The sequence below is a fragment of the Streptomyces sp. NPDC043746 genome (assembly GCF_056436485.1).
The window spans coordinates 1-19,245 of the sequence record NZ_JBWKCM010000028.1 but is presented as its reverse complement, the minus strand read 5'-3'; the positions used below and the strand labels follow the sequence as shown (position 1 = coordinate 19,245).

The 19,245-nt window shown below is 72.0% G+C and carries 17 protein-coding genes; all 17 read left to right on the top strand.

Annotated elements, in window-relative coordinates:
* The first annotated feature begins 13 nt into the window (after positions 1–13).
* The 17 genes from AC0682_RS25410 to AC0682_RS25330 all read left to right on the top strand — a co-directional run bounded on the left by AC0682_RS25410 (position 14) and on the right by AC0682_RS25330 (position 19,146).
* Positions 14–1,039 (top strand): NAD-dependent epimerase/dehydratase family protein, encoded by a 1,026-nt coding sequence (locus tag AC0682_RS25410; protein WP_478535294.1) that lies wholly within the window; start codon positions 14–16, stop codon positions 1,037–1,039.
* The gene (locus tag AC0682_RS25405; protein WP_478535293.1) at positions 1,036–2,058 is read left to right on the top strand and encodes a GHMP family kinase ATP-binding protein; all 1,023 of its coding nucleotides are present in this window, start codon (positions 1,036–1,038) and stop codon (positions 2,056–2,058) included. Before AC0682_RS25410 ends, AC0682_RS25405 begins: the two co-directional genes overlap by 4 nt.
* Positions 2,055–2,720 carry a phosphoheptose isomerase family protein gene (locus tag AC0682_RS25400; protein WP_478535291.1) on the top strand — a complete coding sequence of 222 codons (666 nt, stop codon included), beginning with the start codon at positions 2,055–2,057 and terminating at the stop codon, positions 2,718–2,720. Before AC0682_RS25405 ends, AC0682_RS25400 begins: the two co-directional genes overlap by 4 nt.
* On the top strand, positions 2,711–3,313 hold the full coding sequence (locus tag AC0682_RS25395; protein ID WP_478535290.1) for a D-glycero-alpha-D-manno-heptose-1,7-bisphosphate 7-phosphatase: 603 nt from the start codon (positions 2,711–2,713) through the stop codon (positions 3,311–3,313). Before AC0682_RS25400 ends, AC0682_RS25395 begins: the two co-directional genes overlap by 10 nt.
* Positions 3,310–3,975 carry a transaldolase family protein gene (locus tag AC0682_RS25390; RefSeq protein WP_478535288.1) on the top strand — a complete coding sequence of 222 codons (666 nt, stop codon included), beginning with the start codon at positions 3,310–3,312 and terminating at the stop codon, positions 3,973–3,975. The genes AC0682_RS25395 and AC0682_RS25390 overlap by 4 nt, the downstream gene beginning before the upstream one ends.
* A gap of 82 nt (positions 3,976–4,057) precedes the next feature.
* Entirely contained in the window at positions 4,058–5,005 is a 948-nt protein-coding gene (locus tag AC0682_RS25385; protein WP_478535287.1) for an aminotransferase class IV, read from the top strand.
* The gene (locus tag AC0682_RS25380; protein ID WP_478535286.1) at positions 5,002–5,943 is read left to right on the top strand and encodes an FkbM family methyltransferase; all 942 of its coding nucleotides are present in this window, start codon (positions 5,002–5,004) and stop codon (positions 5,941–5,943) included. The genes AC0682_RS25385 and AC0682_RS25380 overlap by 4 nt, the downstream gene beginning before the upstream one ends.
* A 22-nt stretch (positions 5,944–5,965) precedes the next feature.
* Positions 5,966–7,867, top strand: a complete 1,902-nt coding sequence (locus AC0682_RS25375; RefSeq protein ID WP_478535285.1) for an HAD-IA family hydrolase — start codon at positions 5,966–5,968, stop codon at positions 7,865–7,867.
* Entirely contained in the window at positions 7,864–8,484 is a 621-nt protein-coding gene (locus AC0682_RS25370) for a histidine phosphatase family protein (protein WP_478535283.1), read from the top strand. Before AC0682_RS25375 ends, AC0682_RS25370 begins: the two co-directional genes overlap by 4 nt.
* A 62-nt stretch (positions 8,485–8,546) precedes the next feature.
* A complete protein-coding gene (locus AC0682_RS25365) occupies positions 8,547–9,659 on the top strand; it encodes a hypothetical protein (RefSeq protein ID WP_478535282.1) in 1,113 nt (370 codons plus the stop codon).
* Between the two features lie 40 nt (positions 9,660–9,699).
* Positions 9,700–9,915 carry a (2Fe-2S)-binding protein gene (locus AC0682_RS25360; protein ID WP_478535281.1) on the top strand — a complete coding sequence of 72 codons (216 nt, stop codon included), beginning with the start codon at positions 9,700–9,702 and terminating at the stop codon, positions 9,913–9,915.
* A complete protein-coding gene (locus AC0682_RS25355; protein WP_478535280.1) occupies positions 9,903–10,889 on the top strand; it encodes a LuxR C-terminal-related transcriptional regulator in 987 nt (328 codons plus the stop codon). The genes AC0682_RS25360 and AC0682_RS25355 overlap by 13 nt, the downstream gene beginning before the upstream one ends.
* A 19-nt stretch (positions 10,890–10,908) precedes the next feature.
* Entirely contained in the window at positions 10,909–12,093 is a 1,185-nt protein-coding gene (locus AC0682_RS25350; RefSeq protein WP_478535278.1) for an FAD-dependent monooxygenase, read from the top strand.
* 103 nt (positions 12,094–12,196) lie between these two features.
* Positions 12,197–12,826, top strand: a complete 630-nt coding sequence (purN, locus tag AC0682_RS25345; RefSeq protein ID WP_478535277.1) for a phosphoribosylglycinamide formyltransferase — start codon at positions 12,197–12,199, stop codon at positions 12,824–12,826.
* Between the two features lie 308 nt (positions 12,827–13,134).
* On the top strand, positions 13,135–14,124 hold the full coding sequence (locus AC0682_RS25340) for a hypothetical protein (RefSeq protein WP_478535275.1): 990 nt from the start codon (positions 13,135–13,137) through the stop codon (positions 14,122–14,124).
* A 186-nt stretch (positions 14,125–14,310) separates the two neighbouring features.
* The gene (locus tag AC0682_RS25335; RefSeq protein WP_478535274.1) at positions 14,311–16,155 is read left to right on the top strand and encodes an HSP90 family protein; all 1,845 of its coding nucleotides are present in this window, start codon (positions 14,311–14,313) and stop codon (positions 16,153–16,155) included.
* 12 nt (positions 16,156–16,167) lie between these two features.
* Positions 16,168–19,146 (top strand): hypothetical protein, encoded by a 2,979-nt coding sequence (locus AC0682_RS25330; protein WP_478535273.1) that lies wholly within the window; start codon positions 16,168–16,170, stop codon positions 19,144–19,146.
* The last annotated feature ends 99 nt before the right edge of the window (positions 19,147–19,245 follow it).

Genomic DNA, 19,245 nt, shown 5'->3' with positions numbered 1-19,245 from the left:
TAAGGAAGTTCCCGTGCCCACACCTGACCTGCCAGGACCCACGGAATCCACGCCCATGTACACGCTGGTGACCGGAGCCGCCGGGTTCGTCGGCAGTCATGCCGTGCGGTACCTGCTCGGCACCGGCCGCCACGTCATCGCGACCGACACCCTGCCGGCGGCCCGCGCCGACCGACTCGCCGGACTGGAATCACCTGCCTTCCGCTATGTCGAGGGGGACCTGCACACACTGCTGCCCGGCGTACTGGAAGGCGTCGGCGAAGTGTGGCACTTCGCCGCCAACGCCGACATCCCCCTCGGCGCCACCGAGACGGGGGTGGACCTCAGAGAGAGCGTCCAGCTCACCCAGTCGGTCCTGGAGGGCATGCGCACGCACCACGTCCGCACGCTGGTCTTCGCCTCCAGCAGCGCCGTCTACGGAGACCTCCCCCTCGTCTCCGTCACCGAGGCCGACGGCCCTCTGCTCCCCAACTCCCTCTACGGGGCAGGCAAAGTGGCCTGCGAAGCGCTGATCTCCGCCTACTGTGCGAGCTTCGGGCTCCGGGCCCGGATCTACCGGCTGGGCAACGTCGTCGGCGGCACCATGGGGCGCGGGATCGTCCGCGACTTCATCCGCAAGCTGGGTGAGGACCCGCAGCGGCTCTCCGTGCTCGGTGACGGACTCCAGCGCAAGAGCTACGTACTCGTCGACGACGTGGTGGCCGCCATGGACCACCTCACCCGCACCACGACCGGCCCGGGGGACCCAGCCTGCGATGTCTACAACGTCGCCGCGGGCGCGAGCGTGTCCGTGCGGGAGGTCGCCTGGCTGACCGCCGACGCGATGGGCCTCTCCGCCCCCGAGATCGTGACGAGCGGGGAGAAGCTTTCCTGGACCGGGGACCAGCCCGTGATCGAGCTGGACACCGGCAAGGCCCGGGCCGCCGGCTGGCAGGCCGCGCATGCCGCCAGCGCCGCCGTCAGTATCTCCGCCCAGCGCCTCGTGGGGGAACGCGCCGTCGGCACCGTCGGCACCGTCACCGCCGGAGCCGCCCGGTGAGCGCGGTGCCGGGCGGCGAGCGCATCGTCGTGGCGAGCACCCCCCTGCGGATCTCGCTCGGCGGAGGGGGCACCGATCTGCCCTTCTACGCCGACCGGTTCGGCGGTGACGTCCTGTCCGTGGCGATCACCCTCCGCGCGACCGTCACGGCACGCCGGGGACGGGTGGACGACCGCATCAGATTCACCCACGACGAGACGAGCCTGTCCGAGGACGCGACGGCCCTGCATTCGCCGTACGTGGCCGAAGCCCTGGACATGACCGGTCTGACCGGTTCCTGCGAGATCACCTCGTCCGGTCCCGTCCCCGCCGGTACCGGCCTCGGCAGTTCGGCCGCGTTCACCGTGAGCCTCCTGGCCGCGCTGCGCAGGCTCGCGGGCGACCGCGACGTCACCGGCGCCAACGCCGAACTCGTGGAGCAGGCCTGGAAGCTGGAAGCCGTCCGCCTCGGCCGGCCCGTCGGCCGCCACGACCCGTACGTATGCGGGCTCGGCGGTCTGCGGAGGCTGGTGATCGCCCCCGACGGCTCGACCGAGGCATACGTGCCCGATGTCCCCACCGACACGCTGCATGCCCTTGAGCAGCGTCTGCTCCTCCATTACACGGGCCGCAGACGGGACAGCGCCGTTCATCTGGCCCCGTCCTCCATCGGGCTGGCCGAGCGGATTGAGCGGCTGCACCGCACCCGGTCCGTCGGCGAGGAAATGCTCCTGGCCCTGCGGAAGGGCGACATCGACCGGGTGCCCGTGCTGCTGAGGGAACACCAGCGGATCAAACAGGGGGACGACGGCGGTACGGCCCACGGCTTGGGGACCGCCCTGGCCCACGGAGCACTGGCGGGCAAGCTCGTGGGCGCCGGCGGCGGTGGCTTCCTGCTGACCTTCGCCGAGCCCGACCGTCACCAGGTCATCGATTCGGCCATGAGCGCCATCGCCATGCCCCGCGTTCCCTTCCGGTTCTCCCGGGGCGGTACGGCTGTCACCGAGATCAGTTACGACACGGAGGAGACCTTCGCATGACCCTGACCGAGACCCTGACCGAGCCGCGCAGCCCCGGTGCGCCGCACCCCGAGCCCAGCGCGTCCGGCCACTCCACACGCTTCATGGAGGTTCTGGCGGCCGTCGCCTCCCGCGTGGACGTGGCGGTCATCGACCGCATCGCCCACCGGCTCGCCGAGGTCAGGGAGGCGCAGGGGCGTCTGTTCCTGCTCGGCGTGGGCGGCGGTGCGGGCAACGCCACCCACGCGGTCTGCGACTTCCGCAACCTCGCCGGGCTCGATGCCAGCTCCCCGACCGACAACGCGGCGACGCTCACCGCGTCGATCAACGACCGGGGCTGGCGCAACGCCGTGGCCGAATGGCTCCAGTGCAGCAACATCGGCCCCCGGGACGCCGTCATGGTGTTCTCCGTCGGAGGTGGCAGCGAGGAGCCTGCGGTCAGCGTCAACCTGGTGGAGGCGCTGCGCCGTGCCCACCAGGCCGGGGCCTACCTGAGCGGAGTAGTCGGGCCGGACGGTGGGGAGACCGCTCGGCTGGCTCACGACTGTGTCCGCGTCCCCGTCGAGGAGCGGGACTTCCGTACGACGCACACCGAGATCTTCCAGGCCGTGGTGTGGCACCTGCTCATCACCCACCCGGCGCTGGCCAGGACCCGGCCCCGCTGGGAGACGCTGTGCCGCTAGCCGCACCTCCGGCCGCCCTCGTCCTGGACCGTGACGGAGTCCTGAACGAGCTCTGGTACGAGCCGGAGTTCGGCACGGTCGACTCCCCCCACCAGCCGGGGCAGGTCACCCTCTGCCGCGGCGCCGCGCAGGCCGTACGGATGGCCAACGCGGCCGGGATCCCCGTCCATGTGGTCTCCAACCAGCCGGGCATCGCCAAGGGCAAGTGCAGCCCCCGGCTCCTGCTGGACGTGACGGGACGGCTGGTCGAACTGCTGGCCGACGAGGGCGCCCGGATCGACGGCATCCACTACTGCCTGCACCACGATTCCGCGTCCGTGGAGCGGCTGCGGGGGGACTGCCCCAACCGCAAGCCGCGGGCAGGCCTGCTCGAAAAGCTCTGCCGCACAGAACGCCTCGAACCGCAGGACTGCTGGTTCGTCGGCGACACCCCGCGCGACATCGAGGCCGGCCGGGCCGCCGGATTCCGTACGGCCTGGGTGGGCAGCGTCCGCTGCGACGTCTGCCCCACCCGTCGCGCGGCCCGGCCCGACATCTCCGCCACCGACCTGACCAGTGTGATCAGCCAACTCCTAGGGAGCAGTACGACATGAAGATCTTCCTCGACAGCGCCGACGAACTCCAGATCAAGTTCTGGTCCGGCCAGGGGGTCCTGGACGGTGTCACCACCAACCCTCTCGTGCTGCTGCGCGACGGGGTGACGGACCCCGAGCGGGTTCTGGCCGGACTGGCCCGGCTCACGGCTCCCGGTGTGTTCCACGCCGAGGTCACCCGGGCGAGCGGGCCCCATCTGGTGTCCGAGGCCCGGGAACTGGCCTCCATCGGCGACAACGTGGCCGTCAAGGTGCCCGTCCTCACCCCGGCGGGGGAGTCCTGTCTCGCCGAGATCAGCGAACTCTCCCGGGCCGGTGTCGTCGTCAACACAACCGCCTGCCTGACGCTCGGCCAGGTTGTGCTGGCGGCCAAGGCCGGTGCCCGCTACATCAGCGTGCTGGTGGGCCGGGTGGACGACGAGGGCGGCGACGGGGCACAGGTTCTGGCGAAGGCCCGCGAATGGCTCGACCGGTGGGGGTACGAGGCCGAGCTGATCGCCGCCAGCGTGCGGGGGACCGCGGACGTGATGCGGGCCATCGACGCGGGCGCGCACTGTGTGACCGTGCCGCCCGCCGTCCTCGCCAAACTCGTCGACCACAAGTTCTCCCGCCACACCGTCCGGGAGTTCCTCGACGCCGCCGAGACCACCAACGCCGCCTGAACAGCGTCCCTCCGGCGGGCCACCTCCGTGGTTCCGCACCCATCGGCCCGCAAGCCGCGCAGGACGCAAGAAAGGAACACTCGTGAGCGAGCTCACCAGGCCCGAGTACATCTGGTTCGACGGGGCGGTCCGCCCCTGGTCGCAGGCGACCGTGCACGTCTGGTCGGAAGTCGTCCTGAGGGCGGCCAGCGTCTTCGAAGGGATGCGCGGCTACTGGTGCCCCGAGGAGTCCCGGCACTACTTCCTCCACGCGGACGCGCACGTCCAGCGGTTGAGGGAGTCGGCCCGGGTCGTGCGGATCCCCAATGACCTGACGGTCGCGGGGGTGCTGAAGGGAGTCAACCAGATGATCGGCGCCCTCGGTTACCGCGAGGACATCTACATTCGCCCCACCCTGTACCTGGAGCGTGGCCGGTACACCAACGATGCCGACATCGCCGACACCGGATACTTCATGCCGGTCTTCCCGGTCCCGCGCAGCGAGAGCATCACCACCGGCCAGTCGGTCATCGTGTCCTCGTGGCGCCGTTCCGGCGACGACACCGCCCCGCCGCGGGTCAAGGCGGCCGCCAACTACTACAACCTGCGCCTCGCCCGGCTGGAGGCGGAGGCGGCGGGAGCGGACGAAGCGATCCTGCTGAACGCCGCCGGCAAGGTCGCCGAGACCGGTGGGGCCGCCGTCTTCCTCGTCCGTGGCGGCAGGGTCGTCACACCCGCCGTCAGCGAGTCCATCCTCGACAGCATCACCCGCCGCTGCGCCATCGAACTTCTTCGCGAGACGGCCGGGGTCGAGGTGGAGGAGCGCCCGGTCGACCGCACCGAGCTGTACCAGGCGGACGAGGTCTTTCTCACCGGCACCCTGTGCGAGATCACTCCGGTGGTCTCCGTGGACCGGCTTGCCGTGGGCTCCGGCGCTCCGGGGCCGCTCACCAAGGTGCTCCAGGACACCTACTACGCGGCATGCCGCGCGGGCGCGGCCGACCGGCGCGGCTGGCTCACCCCCGCCGACGCGGTGGTGCCGGCCCGATGAAGCATCTCAGGCGGGACGAAGATGCCCCCGGCACCGGCGTGCTGCGGTTGTTGTGGCGTGAACTGCGTTCCGCACGGGACGACATGACCCGTGCCCGCTCCCTGTGGCCGGGCCCGGCAGGGCGGGCACTCGCCCGCTCGGCCGTCCGTTACCACTGGCTCCTCGCCACCGGCAGGAATGGCACCGCACGGCGCCGCAGCCTGCGATTCGGCCGAGGCGGTACGGATGTCGTCTGCCACTTCCGGGACAACCCCAGCGACCTGTACGTACTGCGGGAGATCTTCCTCGACGAGATCTACCGGTTCCCCTACGAGGACCACTGCGAGGGGCCCGTACGGCGGATCGTGGACATGGGCAGCAACATCGGCCTGTCACCGCTCTACTTCGCGCTGATGTATCCGGATGCGGGTATCGCCGCCGTCGAACCCGTCCCGGAGAATCTCGACCTGCTGCGGGCCAACCGCGACAGCAACCGGTCCGACTGGCAGGTGCTCCAGGCGGCCGTGGCCGACCGACCGGGCACCGTCACGCTCTATCCCAGCGGCTGGTGGTCGTCCAGCTCCACGGTGCGTTCGGTGGCCGAACAGCGCAGTTCCCACCCGCACCGACCCGAGAGCCGGCTCGTCCGGCCGGCTGTGGAGGTCGAGGCGGTCGCCGTGCCCGAGGTCTTCGAACGGGTCGGCTGGGACCGGGTGGACATCCTCAAGATGGACATCGAAGGAGCAGAGGAAGCCGTTCTGCTGGCGGACGACACCTCCTGGCTGGACCGGGTCGGCGTGCTGGCCGTCGACATCCACGACAAGTACGTCGACCGGCTCTCCCTCGTCTCCGCTCTCGCGGCGCACGGCTTGTTCCAGGCCGCAGAGTCCGGCCACCACTCCGCGGTGTTCGTCCGCACCCCCCGGGGCCGGTCGGCCGACCGGCCGGAACCGATATGAGAAAGGAGGGGTTCCTGTGCCCGTGCACCCCCCTGTGAACGACGGCCCGCTCGGAACGGTCCGCACACCGCCACGCGCCATTTTCTTCGACGCAGGTCTCACCCTCATCCATGCCGACGGCGATGTGCTCCTGGAAGAGCTTGCCCGTGACGGATTCGGCGCCGGCCTGTCGGCCCGTACGGCAGTGACCGCCCTGGTGCTGGCTGCCGAGGCGCGCCACTTGCCGCTTCCCACCACGGACGACGGGACCGACAAGGTCGTCCGGACCTGTGCCCTGCACCTCGGTCTCGACCCGCTGTCGGCCGCTCCCGCACTCCGGCGGGCCCTGGAGCGCGAGGATCTCTACCGGGTGCTCGATCCCGAGGCGCGGGACACCCTGCGCGCTCTGCGGGCACAGGGCATCGCCATCGGCGTGATCTCGAACTCCGACGGCACGGTCCGCGACGACCTGGAACGCCACGGCCTGCTGGAGTACACCGACGCTGTGTTCGACTCCACGCACGTCGGTGTGGAGAAACCGGACCCGTCCATCTTCCTCCAGGCGCTCGGTGAGTCGGGCCTGGACGGGCGGGACTGCTGGTACGTGGGCGACGGCCTGGTCAATGACGTGCTGGGCGCCCTGGGCGCGGGCTTCGCCCTGGGCATCCTCTACGACCCCTTCGGCGCCGGCGGACATCTGCCGGCCGTGCCCAGGATCACCCGGCTGACCCAACTGGTCGACTGGGCCGGGCGGAGCACCGCCGGCCGGGAGCCCCGACCGTCGGAGGCCGGACGGCGCGACAGCGCCACCCGGATCGTGGACGCACTTGCCGTCCTCTGGGACCCGGAGGCCCGTGCCAGCAAGCCGCTGTGGGAGTTCACCGTGCCGCTGGCCCTCGCCGTACTGTCCGGACTGCGGGAGGCCGCGGACCGGGCGGGACTCCGTGCCGAACTGGAGCAGACCGTGACCGGGTTGAGCATCACCCCCGCCGACCCGGGCATCCGGGAGGCCGCGATCGACCGTGCCGCCCGGGTGTTGAACGCAGCCGGTTCCACCCCCTCGCTCGATACCGCGCTGAAGGAATTCGGCTCGACCGCAGCGGCCCGGCTCGTGAGCGGGACGGAGTGGGGGCCGGCTCGGGCGGCGGCCGAACCGGAGCCGGCGCGGCCGCCTAACCCCCGGAGCCTGGAAGGCGGCTGGGACATCACCGTCGTTGTCGACTTCCGGGCTCTGCCGTCTGATGTGGCACGGCTGCGCAACGTCCGGGCTGTGCTGCGCGCACTGTCGGACCAGACCCTCGACCGTGCCGCGTACCGGGTGGTCGTGGTCGAACAGGACGCGGAGCCGCGCAACCGCGCCATGGTCGAGGACTGGGCGGATGCGTACATTCATGCGGCCAACTCAGGTCCTTATAACCGGAGTTGGTCCCACAATGTCGGTGCTGTGCGAGTTGCGGGCCGCAGCAGGGTGCTCTGTTTCCTCGACGCGGACATCCTGCCGCCGCGGGACCTGCTGGAGCGGATCACCGACGCGGTCACCGGGACGGCTCCGACCGTGCTCGCATACGACCGGGTGGTCTGCCTCGACGAGGGAAGCACCCGGGTCGCCCTCGCGGACCGGTTCTCCGGCGCGGGCGCCCTTCGCCCCGAGCATCTGCGCGGCTATCACCTCCACCCCACTTTCGGCGGCTGCGTCGCGGTGACCGACGCGCTCTTCCACCGGATCTCCGGCTTCGACGAGAGCTTCGAGGGCTGGGGTGACGAGGACAACGACTTCTACCACCGGGCCGCTGCCCACGGCCACGGTCGGCTCACGGGCACGCTCTACCACCTCCACCACGGTCGACCGGCCATGGAGCGTCCCCCGGTGGACGTCGTGCGCCGCGAACGCGCGCCGGTCACCGTCATCGGCAGTCCCGACCTCTACACGGAGACCACACCATGACGCGCATCCTCTTCGTCCGGCACGGCCGGACCGCTCACAACGTCGCCATGGTGATCACCGCGGCGGCTCCCGGAGCTCCGCTGGACGAGACCGGCAGGGCTCAGGCTCGGCAGCTCGCGGACGAACTGGTCGACGAGAACGTCGAGGCGATCTACACCAGTCCGCTGACCAGGGCCGTACAGACGGCGGACATCCTCGCCGACGGGCTCGCGGCCGGCAGGCCCCGGGTCCACCCGGGGCTCCGCGAGTGCTCCGTCGGTGACCTCGAGGGAAGCTCGGGGCCGGAAGCCTTCGCCGAGTTCGACCGCGCGATAGAGAGCTGGCACCTGAGGTCCGCCCTCGACCTCCCGCTGGGGCCCCGGGGCGAGAGGGGCACGGCGGCGGTGCGGCGTATTCGCGAAGTGGCCGCCGAGATCGAGGCCCGCCATGAGGGAACTGTCGTCGTCGTCAGTCACAGCACCGTTCTGCAGATCGCGTTGCCGAACCTCTGCGTGAACCTTCCCGAGTCGTACGGGCACCGCCGGTGGATCGCCAACGCCGGATACGTCGAGACCCGGACGGCCGAGACCGGACTCACCTGCGTCACGTGGTCGGGCGCGGCCCTGGAGACCGTATGAACCTCCCGGCCGTATCCACCCTTTCCGAACTTCGCCACGAATCCCCTGAGGAAGCCAACCCCATGAACGAGAAAATCACTTCCGTCCCTCCGGTGGAGGTTCACTGCCACGGTTTCGGTGATGTGGACTTCTCCGACTTCCGTAAGGTCGACCTGGTCCGACTGGACGCCTGGTGCGCGAGCGAAGGTGTCCAGGCCCTGCCGACCATGTACCTGCGGCGCGACAAGCTCGGTGAGTTCGAGGAGTTCGTGCGCCGGTACGACGCCATGCGCAAGGACGGGCTTCTCCCGCACATACCGGGCATCGCCCTGGAGGGCCCCCTGCTGGCCAGCCACGGCGGCACCCCCGCGCAGACGGTCTGGGCCCCCAGCCGGGGCGAGTGGTCCCGGCTCGCGGCGCTCGGTGAGCTCGGACTGATGTACACGGTCATGTCCCCCGATGCCTTCCGGCCGGGTTCCACGCTCCACGATGCTCCGGAAGCCCGTGAGGCGGGGTTCGACTGGATTCTGCCCGAGCTGCTTGCCCACGGAGTGCGCCCCGCACTCGGCCACTTCACCCGTCACGACCCGCAGGTCAGCGCGGAGCTGGCCGGCGAGATGGTCGAGATCGCCTGGCAGTCAGAGTTCGGCGGAAGCGGTGCCCGGGTGGTCACCGACCATCTCTTCAACGACATGCCGCTCACCATCCGGCACGCCTTCCGCAGCACCGCCGCCCGCCGCGAGCGGGACCGCATCATCGCCTCGTACGACCTGCCGGGGTGGAGCCTCGACACGCTGGACACGATCGTCGGGCCCGTCCCCGCGACCATCATGCGCGAAGCTGCCCGGGGCCGCGTCGCCGCCTGCATCAACTTCGACGGCGAACACGTCGACCTCGCCATCGCCACCCGCGCCGTACAGCTCATGGGGATTCCCCACTCGATGATGATGACCGACCGTTGCGACTCGGCCCGGCTGGGCGGCCAGGACCTGCACCGCACGGAGGACAACGGCCTCTGGTACCAGAACGCCGGTATCGTCGCGGCCGGATCGCAGCCGCTGGCCCGCCAGATGGCCAATGCGCTCAGGCAGGGCCTCACGGAACCGGAAGTCCGGATGCTTGCCGGCGGCACTGCTCACCGGGCCTTCGGGCTCACCACGACGGCACCGCAACTCGCCTCGGCGGGGCGACGGTGACCACGCGCCGAGGGGCAGCGCACTCCCGTGAGGCGGCACTGTGTCCGATGCTCTGATCTGCCTGTGCGCCGGGGTCCCCGAGAGCGAGCTGATCCGGGCCGCGCTGCGCTGGCCCGGCGACCCGGTCGCGGTCGGTGACGCGACCGGTGCCGGGTCCGGGTGCGGCGACTGCCTGGAAGAAGTCGAGGAGATCGCCGCGCTGTCCGTGACTGGCGACATCGCCGGCCCGGGAGAGGGGGCGGGATGCCGGATGTGAGCGGTGGCCGCAACGGGGTGGCACGGGGAAGCGCCCCCGGGAGCCTCCAGCCCTCCGGCTCCTGGGGCGGGGCGGAGGGGACGTCGCAGCATTCGGTGAGCGATCTGCTCGGACTGATCGCCGACGGTCCCGCCGACGTGGAGCAGAGTCCTCGGGAGGCACTGCGCCGCGCCCTCGAACAGGGCGCGGCGCAGGCCGGGCAGGCCGCGGACCGCTTGTACGAGGCGCGAGAACAACTGGCGAAGCTGTCCGGCCGTGTCCTGACAGCCGTGGCCGACCGGGGGCACGGCCCCGGTCCGGCCGAATGGGTCCGGGGCCGGCAGGAGGTCGAGGAACTGCTGGCCGGCCTGCTGGCCACGAGCGAAAAGGAGTTCCTCGCCCTGCGACTGGGCCCGGGCCCGGATACGGATGGGGCGAATCTGGCCCCGGACCGGCTACGGCAGAGTCTGCGGAGGGGGGTACGGGTCAGGATGATCGACGACGCCGTGCCGTCCGGCTGCCAGGCTCGGCCGCGCCATCTGTCCCGTCTGCGGGACGAGGGCGCTCGCGTGCGCATCGGAAGTACCACGTCACTCCGGCTCGCCGTGTTCGACCGGACCACCGCGGTCCTGGTGACCGCCGAGAGGCCGGAGGCGCTGGTGCTGCGCGAGGCGGCCTTCTGCCACGGGCTGGCCGGACTCTTCGAGACCTGCTGGGACAGCGCCTTGCCCGCGCTCGCCCCGGCGTCGGCCGATGGTGCCGGGCCCTTCGAAGCCCGGCACCGGGCCGTACTGCGGTTGCTGGCCCGCGGTGTCAAGGACGAGGCGCTGGCGCGCCGTCTCGGGATCTCGCGACGGACGCTGACCCGCGTGATCGGGGAGATCATGCGGGAGCTCGGCGCGGAGAACCGTTTCGAGGCGGGGGTCCGGGCCGCCAGGCTGGGCCTGTTGGGCCCGGCGCCGACTTCGCGGGGGTGGCCACGTGCCCGGTCATGATGGCGGGGGGCCGCGGGTCGTGGTGGCTGGAGCGGGGCCCGCCGGCCTTGCTACCGCCCTGCTGCTGGCCCGTGGCGGTGTCCCCTGCCAAGTGCTGGAGGCGGCCGGGGTGCCGACGGACCCGTGGGGGGCCACCGGCGGTCCGTACACCGCACAGCCCTACGTCTACTCGGGCCTCTTCCGGCGCCGACTCCTGGAACAGCTCCCCGACGTGTACGCCGATCTGCTCGCCGGGGGCGCCCAGACCTTCTGCACGGACGGTGCTCCCGGGGCTCTCTCCCCGTACGGTGACCTCGCCGGACGTGAGGGGAAGGCGGTTCAAGGGGACCGGCTCTCCCTGATCTGCCCGGGCACCGTCGTGTCGGTGGCGCTGGCCCGGGCCCTTGCGGCGGAGCCGCTGGCCCAGGTGCGCCGCGGGAGCCGGGTGCGGGGCCTGAGTACGGAAGGTGACCGGATCACCGGTGTGCGGCTGGCCGGTGAAACGGTCGAGGCCGGCCTCGTGGTAGATGCCCTGGGCCGTGGGTCTCCGCTCGCCCCGGACTTCACCGTGACGGTCGACGAGGTCGATTGCGGCGTAATGCACTCCACGCGCCTCTACCGGCTGGATCCCGCGGACGTGCCCGTCGGCACCGGTCAGGTGCTCACGTTCCAGGGGGAGGCGTTCAGCGTCCGCATCCTGCCCCAGGGGCCCGGCGCTTTCGCCGTCACCTTCCGGTATCTGGCCGGAGACGGGGCTCTGGAGCGACTGGCGGTACCGGAGGGGTTCTCCCGGGCGCTTTCCCTCCTGAAGGGAGTCGGCGATCGGCTGGCCGTCGCCGTACCCGCCGGAGCCGTCGTCACCGGGCATGATCCTGCCCTGCTCATGAGGGGCGTGGACAGCCAGGCCCCGACGGGCTATCTGCCGGTGGGGGACGCGCTGTGCACGGTCGACGCGGAGTCGGGGGCCGGGGCGGCACTGGCCCTGGAGGGCGCGATCTGCATCGCTCGGGCACTCACCGCGCCGCTGGACGGCACGCCCGGCGAATCGATCGGAGCCTTCGCCGACGGGATGCTGCGGAGCGCATACGAGCGTTCTGCCCGGCGGAGCATCGTGCGCGCCCGGCTCTGGGAAGCGGCGGTCACAGCAAGGGAACCCGCTGTCCGGCCCGGTCCGAACGCCCGGTTCCCCTCTCGCGCGGCGATGGCGCGTGCCCTCCTCCCGTGAGAGCGGCAGTGGCCCCGCGCGATGTTCTTCCCGGCACTGCCCGGGAGACCGGCGGCCATCGCACGGTAGTCCGTCGAGGCCGGAACGACTATCAAGGAGACAGATGCTTCGCATCGCTGTGCTCACCTCAGGGCGGGGCACTTTGCTCCGCTATACGATCAGTGCCTGCTACGACGGGGTGGTGGACGGGGAAGTGGTGGCAGTGGCCACCAACCGCGACTGCCCGGCCCTCGATGTGGCGCGCAAGGCGGGGATCGGCACCGTGGCGGCATACCCACTGAGCGGTTACGGTTCCCTGGCCGAGCGCGATGCCGCGATGGCGGCCGACGCGCTCGAAGCGGGGGCGGACTTCGTTCTGGTGGGTGGATACACCGAAGTTCTCGACACGGCGTTTCTGGCGCATTTCCCGGATCGGGTGATCAGTGTCTACCCCACCATCCTGCCGGCCTTCGGGGAACTGGACGAGTCGATCGGCCCGGCTCTCGACTACGGGGTCAAGAGCCTTGGCGTGACCATCCACCTCCGCGACCCGCACTCGCTGTCGGACGGGCCGATCATCGCCCAGATCCCCATACCGGTGGAGGTCGACGACACCATTGAGTCCGTCACGCCGTACATAGCGGCGGTCGAGCGGGAACATCTGCCGCTCGTCATGCAGGCGTTCGCCGAGGGACGTGTGCTCAGGGAAGGCCGCAAGGTGCGCGTGGTCGCCCCGAAACGGAGGGTTTCCTAGGGCCCTGGTCCTTCCCTTTTCACCCGGCCGGTGAGGCGTCCGGGAGAGTCCGCTCGCGGATCTCCCGAACGCCTCACCGCGTCGCCATGACGTACAGGAACCGGGTTCTTCGCATCCCGAAGGCAGACCCGCCCGACAATCTCCATGAAAGCCCCAGGCCGAACTTTTCGGCCTGGGGCTTTTCCTTGTTTCTCGCCGCGGTACAGCCAGCGGCCGTGAAGCCCCTGTGAATATCCCGTAGAGCCCCTGTCAGAGGCCCCCCTTATGCTGCACCCGAAGATCACGCGGCATCAGGGGAGGGCTCGGGCATGCTCGGGAAGTTGTTCGGTCGGGGTGGGGAGAGAGCGGTGGCGGGGGATCCGTACGCCCTTCCGGCGGAGCGGAGGCGCAAGGGCGGGAGCTATGAACTGCGGGCGCTCGGGGATCGGCGGGTGCTGGCGGTGGTCGAGGCGGCCGGGGCGGGGGACTGGGAGGGGGTCAAGGCGGGGCTCGAGCCCTTCGATCTCGGTCGGGACCATCAGGTGCTCGGTGAGCTGGTCGACGTGGGCGGGGTGGAGGAGTGGATCGGGCGGGCCGTGGCGGAGGACGCCGAGCACCGGGCCGCCGCTCTGCTGGTGTCCGGGGCGCGCCACGTCATGTGGGGGTGGGAGGCCCGAACCTCCGCGCGGGCCGTCGACGTCACGCGGGAGCAGTGGCAGGTCTTCGGGGAGCGGCTCGCCCTCGCGGAGGAACAGCTGTTGGCGGCAGCGGAGTTGGAGAGCACGTGGGTCACGCCCTGGAGGTGGCTGCTCGCCTCCGGGCGGGGGATGTCCTTGGGGACGGAGGTGAACCGGGCCCGGTTCGATGCCGCTCTGCGGCGGGAGCCGCTGGACCTGGGCATCCACATCGACTGGCTCTCGCAGTTGCAGCCCCGGTGGGGCGGCGAGCCGGGGGAGGCGCTGGCCTTCGCCCGTGAGGCGCTCGGACGGGCTCCTCAGGGGCATCGGCTCGGCTGTGTGATCGCCATGGCCCGTATCGAGGAGTGGGTCGAGGCGGACGGCGGGGACTGCCTCGAAACGGACGAGATCCGGGCGGAGTTGCGGGCCGCGGCCGATCACAGCATCCTCCACCCCTCCTACGTACGCAGCCTCGGCTGGCAGTACGACTTCAACACGTTCGCCATGGCCCTCTCCCTCGCCGGTGAGCGCCACACCGTCCGCCGGGTCTTCCAGGCGCTCGACGGCGCCCGCACCGAGTGGCCCTGGGACTACTTCGCCGACCCGGAGGAGCAGTTCGACCGGCGCGCCCGTCGCGGCTGAGGCCGGTGCCCCCGCGGGCCGGTTCCGGTCCGTGTCCGCGTAGGTCCGTTCCGGTTCATGTCCCCGCGGGGCGGTTCCGGTTCGTGCCCGCGTGGGTCGGTTCCGGTTCGTGCCCGCGCAGGGCGGTTCCGATCCGTGCCCGCGCTCTTGCCCGTTGCTCTCTGATCTTCTTCCCTGGACGCTTCCATGACCCTGACCCCCGCCGACCGCGCCTTCCAAGTCGATCTGCGCGGCCTCGTCGATCTCCTCTCCCACCACCTCTACTCCAGCCCCCGCGTCTACCTGCGTGAGCTTCTCCAGAACGCCGTGGACGCGCTGACCGCCCGGCGCGCCCTCGAACCTGCCGCCCCCGCCGACGCCTTCGGCATCCGTCTGTACGCCGACGGGTCCGTCGTGCGCGTCGAGGACGACGGGGTCGGGCTCAGCGAGGCCGACGTGCACACCTTCCTCGCCACCATCGGGCGCAGCAGCAAGCGGGCCGAGGGGATCGCCGAGCAGCGCGGGGAGTTCATCGGGCAGTTCGGGATCGGGCTGCTGTCCTGTTTTCTCGTCGCCGATGAGATCCATGTCCTCAGCCGGTCCGCCCGCACCCCCGACGCCCCCGCCGTGGAGTGGCGCGGGCACGGGGACGGCAGCTACAGCGTCCGGACCCTGCCCGCCTCCGCCCGGCCCCGGCCCGGAACCACTGTCACGCTGACCCCGCGCAGCGACGCGGGCGAGTGGACCCGGCCCCCCCAGGTGCAGGCGCTCGGGCGGCACTTCGGGTCGCTGCTGCGGCATCCGGTGGTCTTCGACGACGGTTCGGGAGGGGCCGGGGTCTCCGTCAACCCCGAGCCGGCGCCCTGGGCCCGTACGTATCCGACCCCAGGAGCCCGGTCCCGCGCGCTCGCGGCGTACGGGCAGGAGGTCTTCGGGTTCGCGCCGTTGGACACCATCGAGCTGGACCTTCCGGCCGTCGGGCTGAAGGGCATCGCCTGCGTGCTGCCCGAGGCCGTGCCGGCCGGGCGGCGCCACGGGCATCGGGTGCACGTCAAGGGCATGCTGCTCTCCGAGCAGGCCGACGAGATCCTGCCCGAGTGGGCCTTCTTCGTCCGCTGTGTCATCGACGCCGAGAGCCTGCGCCCGACCGCGTCCCGCGAGGCGCTGTACGAGGACGACACCCTCGCCGCCGTACGCGACGCCCTCGCCGAGCGGCTGCGCGAGTGGATCGCGCGGGCCGCCGCCAGCGACCCCGAACTGCTCGGGCGGTTCCTGCGGACGCACCACCTGGCCGTGAAGTCGCTGGCCGTGCACGACGACGAGATCCTGCGGTTGCTGCTGCCCTGGCTGCCGTTCGAGACCACCGACGGGCACACCACCCTCGACGAGTTCGCGCGCACCCACCGCACGGTGCTGGTCACCTCGAGTGTGGAGGAGTTCCGCCAGGTCGCGGCCATCGCCTCGGCCGCCGGGCTCGGCGTCGTCAACGGCGGCTACACCTACGACCGCGAACTGGTGCACCGGCTTCCCGAGATCCGGCCCGGGGCGAGCGTCGCCGACCTCGATCCGGCCACCCTCACCGCCCACCTCGACCCCGTCGACCGGGAGACCGAACTCGCCGCCGCGGCCTACCTCGCCCTGGCCCGCGACGCTCTCGCCGTCTTCGACTGCGATGTCGCGCTGCGCACCTTCCACCCCGCCTCCGCGCCCGCCCTCCTCGTCGACAGCCGCGAGGCCCGCCACGAGCGCACCCGCTCCCAGCTCGCCCGCGAGCAGGAGGGCGGCCTCTGGGGTGACATCCTCGGCGCACTGCGCCAGGAGGCCCCGCGCGCCCAGCTGATCCTCAACCAGCTCAACCCGCTGGTGCGCACCGCCGTCGCCATCGACGAGCCGGAACTCGCCCGTACCAGCGCCGAAGCCCTCTACGGGCAGGCCGCGCTGCTCTCCCGGCGCCCGCTCAGGCCCGCCGAGTCGAGCCTGATCAACCGCTCCTTCCTCGACCTTCTCGCCCACGCCCTGCGCAAGGACAGCTCCCTGCGCGAGGACAGTTAAGGACAGCCGACGATGCCGACCGACGCACCCCACCCCCAGAGCACCGACGAGCTGCTCCACGCCCTCCAGGAGAACCACCGGCGCCCCTACGGCCGGACCAGGACCGTCACCGCCGAGGAACTCGTCGACGCCGCCGAGCGGTTCGACGAGCCCGTGCCGCTCGTCCACGCCCTCCTCGAACTCCAGGAGGCGTACACCTACGGATCCGACCCCCGGAAGTCGCCCGTCGTCTTCGCCCGGCTGCTCACCCTCTTCGACGAGCAGCCCGACGCCTTCGACGAGCGCCTGCGCCACCAGCTGTTCTGGCGGTTCAAGTGGGTGGCCAACGCCCTGACCGCACTGCCCGAGATACCGCTGAGCAGCCTGCGCCAGTGGCTGGGGGAGATGCGGGACCGGTACGAGAAGGCCGGACTCGGCCTCCAGCCCTACTACGGACAGGCCTACCAGCTCGCCGCCCACGTGGGTGAGGACACCACCCTCGCCTACGAGTTGTGGGCCGCGCGCAGCCGCACCCCGCTCAGCGACTGCGAGGCCTGCGAGATCCGCGAGCGCGCCCTCCACCGGGCGGACGCGGGCGACGACGAACGCGCGCTGGAGATCTGGGCGCCCGTCCTGGCGGGCCAGGAGTCCTGCCAGGAGGAGCCCGCCCGCTCCGTCTCGTACGCCCTGCTCCCCCTGGTGCGCACCGGCCGCGCCGACCGGGCGCGCGAGCTGCACCTCGCCGGGTACCGCGCCTGCCGGCGCACCCCGGGGATGGCCGGAGAGGTCGGCCGCCACCTGGAGTTCTGCGCGCTGACCGGCAACGAGGGGCGGGGTGTCGAACTCCTCGCGGAGAACCGGAACCTGTTCGACGAGGTGGAGTCGCCGCTGGACCAGCTCCACTTCCTGACCGGTGTCGAGGTGCTGCTGAGCCGGGTCGAGGGCCTCGGCCACGGTGAGCTGCCCGTCCCCGGGTACGCGGGGCGCGCCTGGACCGTGGCCTCGCTGCGGGCCGAGGTACGGGAGCGGGGCGACGGCCTCGCCGCCCGCTTCGACACCCGCAACGGAACCACCCTCCACTCCGACCACCGCAGGGAACGGCTCGACCGGGCCCCGCTCCTGGACGCGCTGGAGCTGACCCTGCGCCGCCGCGGCCTGGACGACGTGGCCGAAAGCGCCTCCCGTACGGATGAGGCCACCGGCCCCGGTACGACGGCCGCGCCCCCCGTCTCCCGTACCGTCGACGCCCTTCCGGAGTCCCTGCCCGAACTCATCCTGCGCGCCCGGGAGCTGGACGAGTCGGGGCACCCGGACGCGCGGGCCTGCTGGGCCCGGCTGCGTACCCTCGTCGCCGCTCCCGGCTACACCCACCCCGACGACCCGGCCGTCGGCCCGTTCGTCCGGCTCTGCGCGGACCTGCTGTCCGACGAGGGCGACCGGGCGGCGGAGCGGGACGAGTTCGCCGTCGCCGTCGAGCTCCAGGAGGAGGCCGCCGGGCTGTACGAGGACGCCGGCGCGCCGGGTGACGCGGCGCTCGCCCGTGCCTGTGCGCTGCTCGCGGCCGCCGAGATTCCCGCAGAGACCGCCGCGGGGGGCGGGGAGGCGATGGCCGACGCGCTGACCGAGGCCCACGCGGGTGTGGTCCGGCTGCACGAGGGCACGCCCGATCTCGATCCGTACGTCGAGGGGCGGCTGCTGCGGCTGCGGGCCTCCGCGCTCGGTCTGCGCCTCCAGGCGTCGGGGGACCCGGCGCACGTCGCCCCCGTCCTCGCCGAGGTCGAGCGGCTGGAGGCCTTCGCCGTCCGGCACTCCATCGACGGGCAGGTCTCCGGCGCGATGCTGCTGCGCGCCGGTACGTACGCGCTCTCCGGCGACCTCCCGGCCGCCGTCACCGAGGCCGACGCCCTCCGCGAGCGTCTGAAGGAGCACGGCCCCGCCTGGCATCTGCCCCGCGTCCTCGGTCTGCGCGGCCGGCTCCAGCTCGGCCTGCGGGACGCGTCGGCCGCGTACGCGGATCTGACCGAGGGGCTGCGCCTGGCCGCCGCCTGGCCCGCCGACGCGGTCGACACCGGTCGGCTGCACGGCGACCTGGCCGAGGCCTGCATGCATCTCGGCCGTCCCGACGAGGCGCTGACCCAGCTGACCCGGGCGGCCGAGGCGGAGCTGCGGGCGGAGAAGCGGACGGACGCGTTCTGCGCCTACAGCAACGCGGCCCAGCTCTGCCTCGACCTGGGCCGGATCGAGGACTGCATCGCGCTGCTCGACTCGCTGCTGACCGAACCGGACGTGGTGGCGGGGGAGGTGGACGACCGGCTGGTGGCCCAGTTGCGGCTGGTCCGGGCCCGCGCACTGCACGCCGGAGACGATCTCAAGGCCGCCACGGCGGAGTTCGTCACCCTCGCCGCCGAGTCGGCAGGCTGGGAGGACGACCCGGGCAGCCACGCCATGATCGCCGCCGAGACGGCGACGCTGCTGGCGGAGTCCGGTGAGTTCGAACGGGCCGGTGAGGCGGTCGGCCGGGCGCTCGCCGCCCACAGCCTGGCCCCGCGGTACGAGCAGCTCAGCAACTGCCTGCGCGAGCTCGCCCGCCTCCAGGCCCAGCGGCAGGGGCCCGACGGGCTGGACGGCGCCCTCGCCCATCTCGCCGGGGCCGGGCGGATCGCCGACGAGGCCCGCGCGGCCGGGTTCGAGCCCGTGGGCCGCTCCCTGGACAGCGCCCTGGCCTACGAGCACGGGCGGGTCAACGCCTATGCCGAGCGGTACGAGGACGCCCTCGCCGCTCTGGAGAAGGCCCTCGCCCTCGTCGGGGAACCGGGGCCGGAGGCGGGCAGCGCCGGTGAGTGGGCGGAGTGCGTCCGGCTGGCGGGCATCGTGGAGGGGGTCTACCTGGAGCGGCCCGCCGCCGCGCTCTCCCGTCTCGACGCGGCGGTCGATCGGCTGGCGGCCCTCGGCCACACCGACGAGCGCGAGCCGCTGGCCTCGCTGGCGGCGCAGCTGCGCGACGAGGAGTGAGGAGGCGGGGGCGGGGGGGGGGGGGGGGCGGGGCTCCCCCCCCCCCCCCCCCCCCCCCCCCCCCTTCCCCGCTCTGCGCTGTGTTGTCTGCCTCGATCC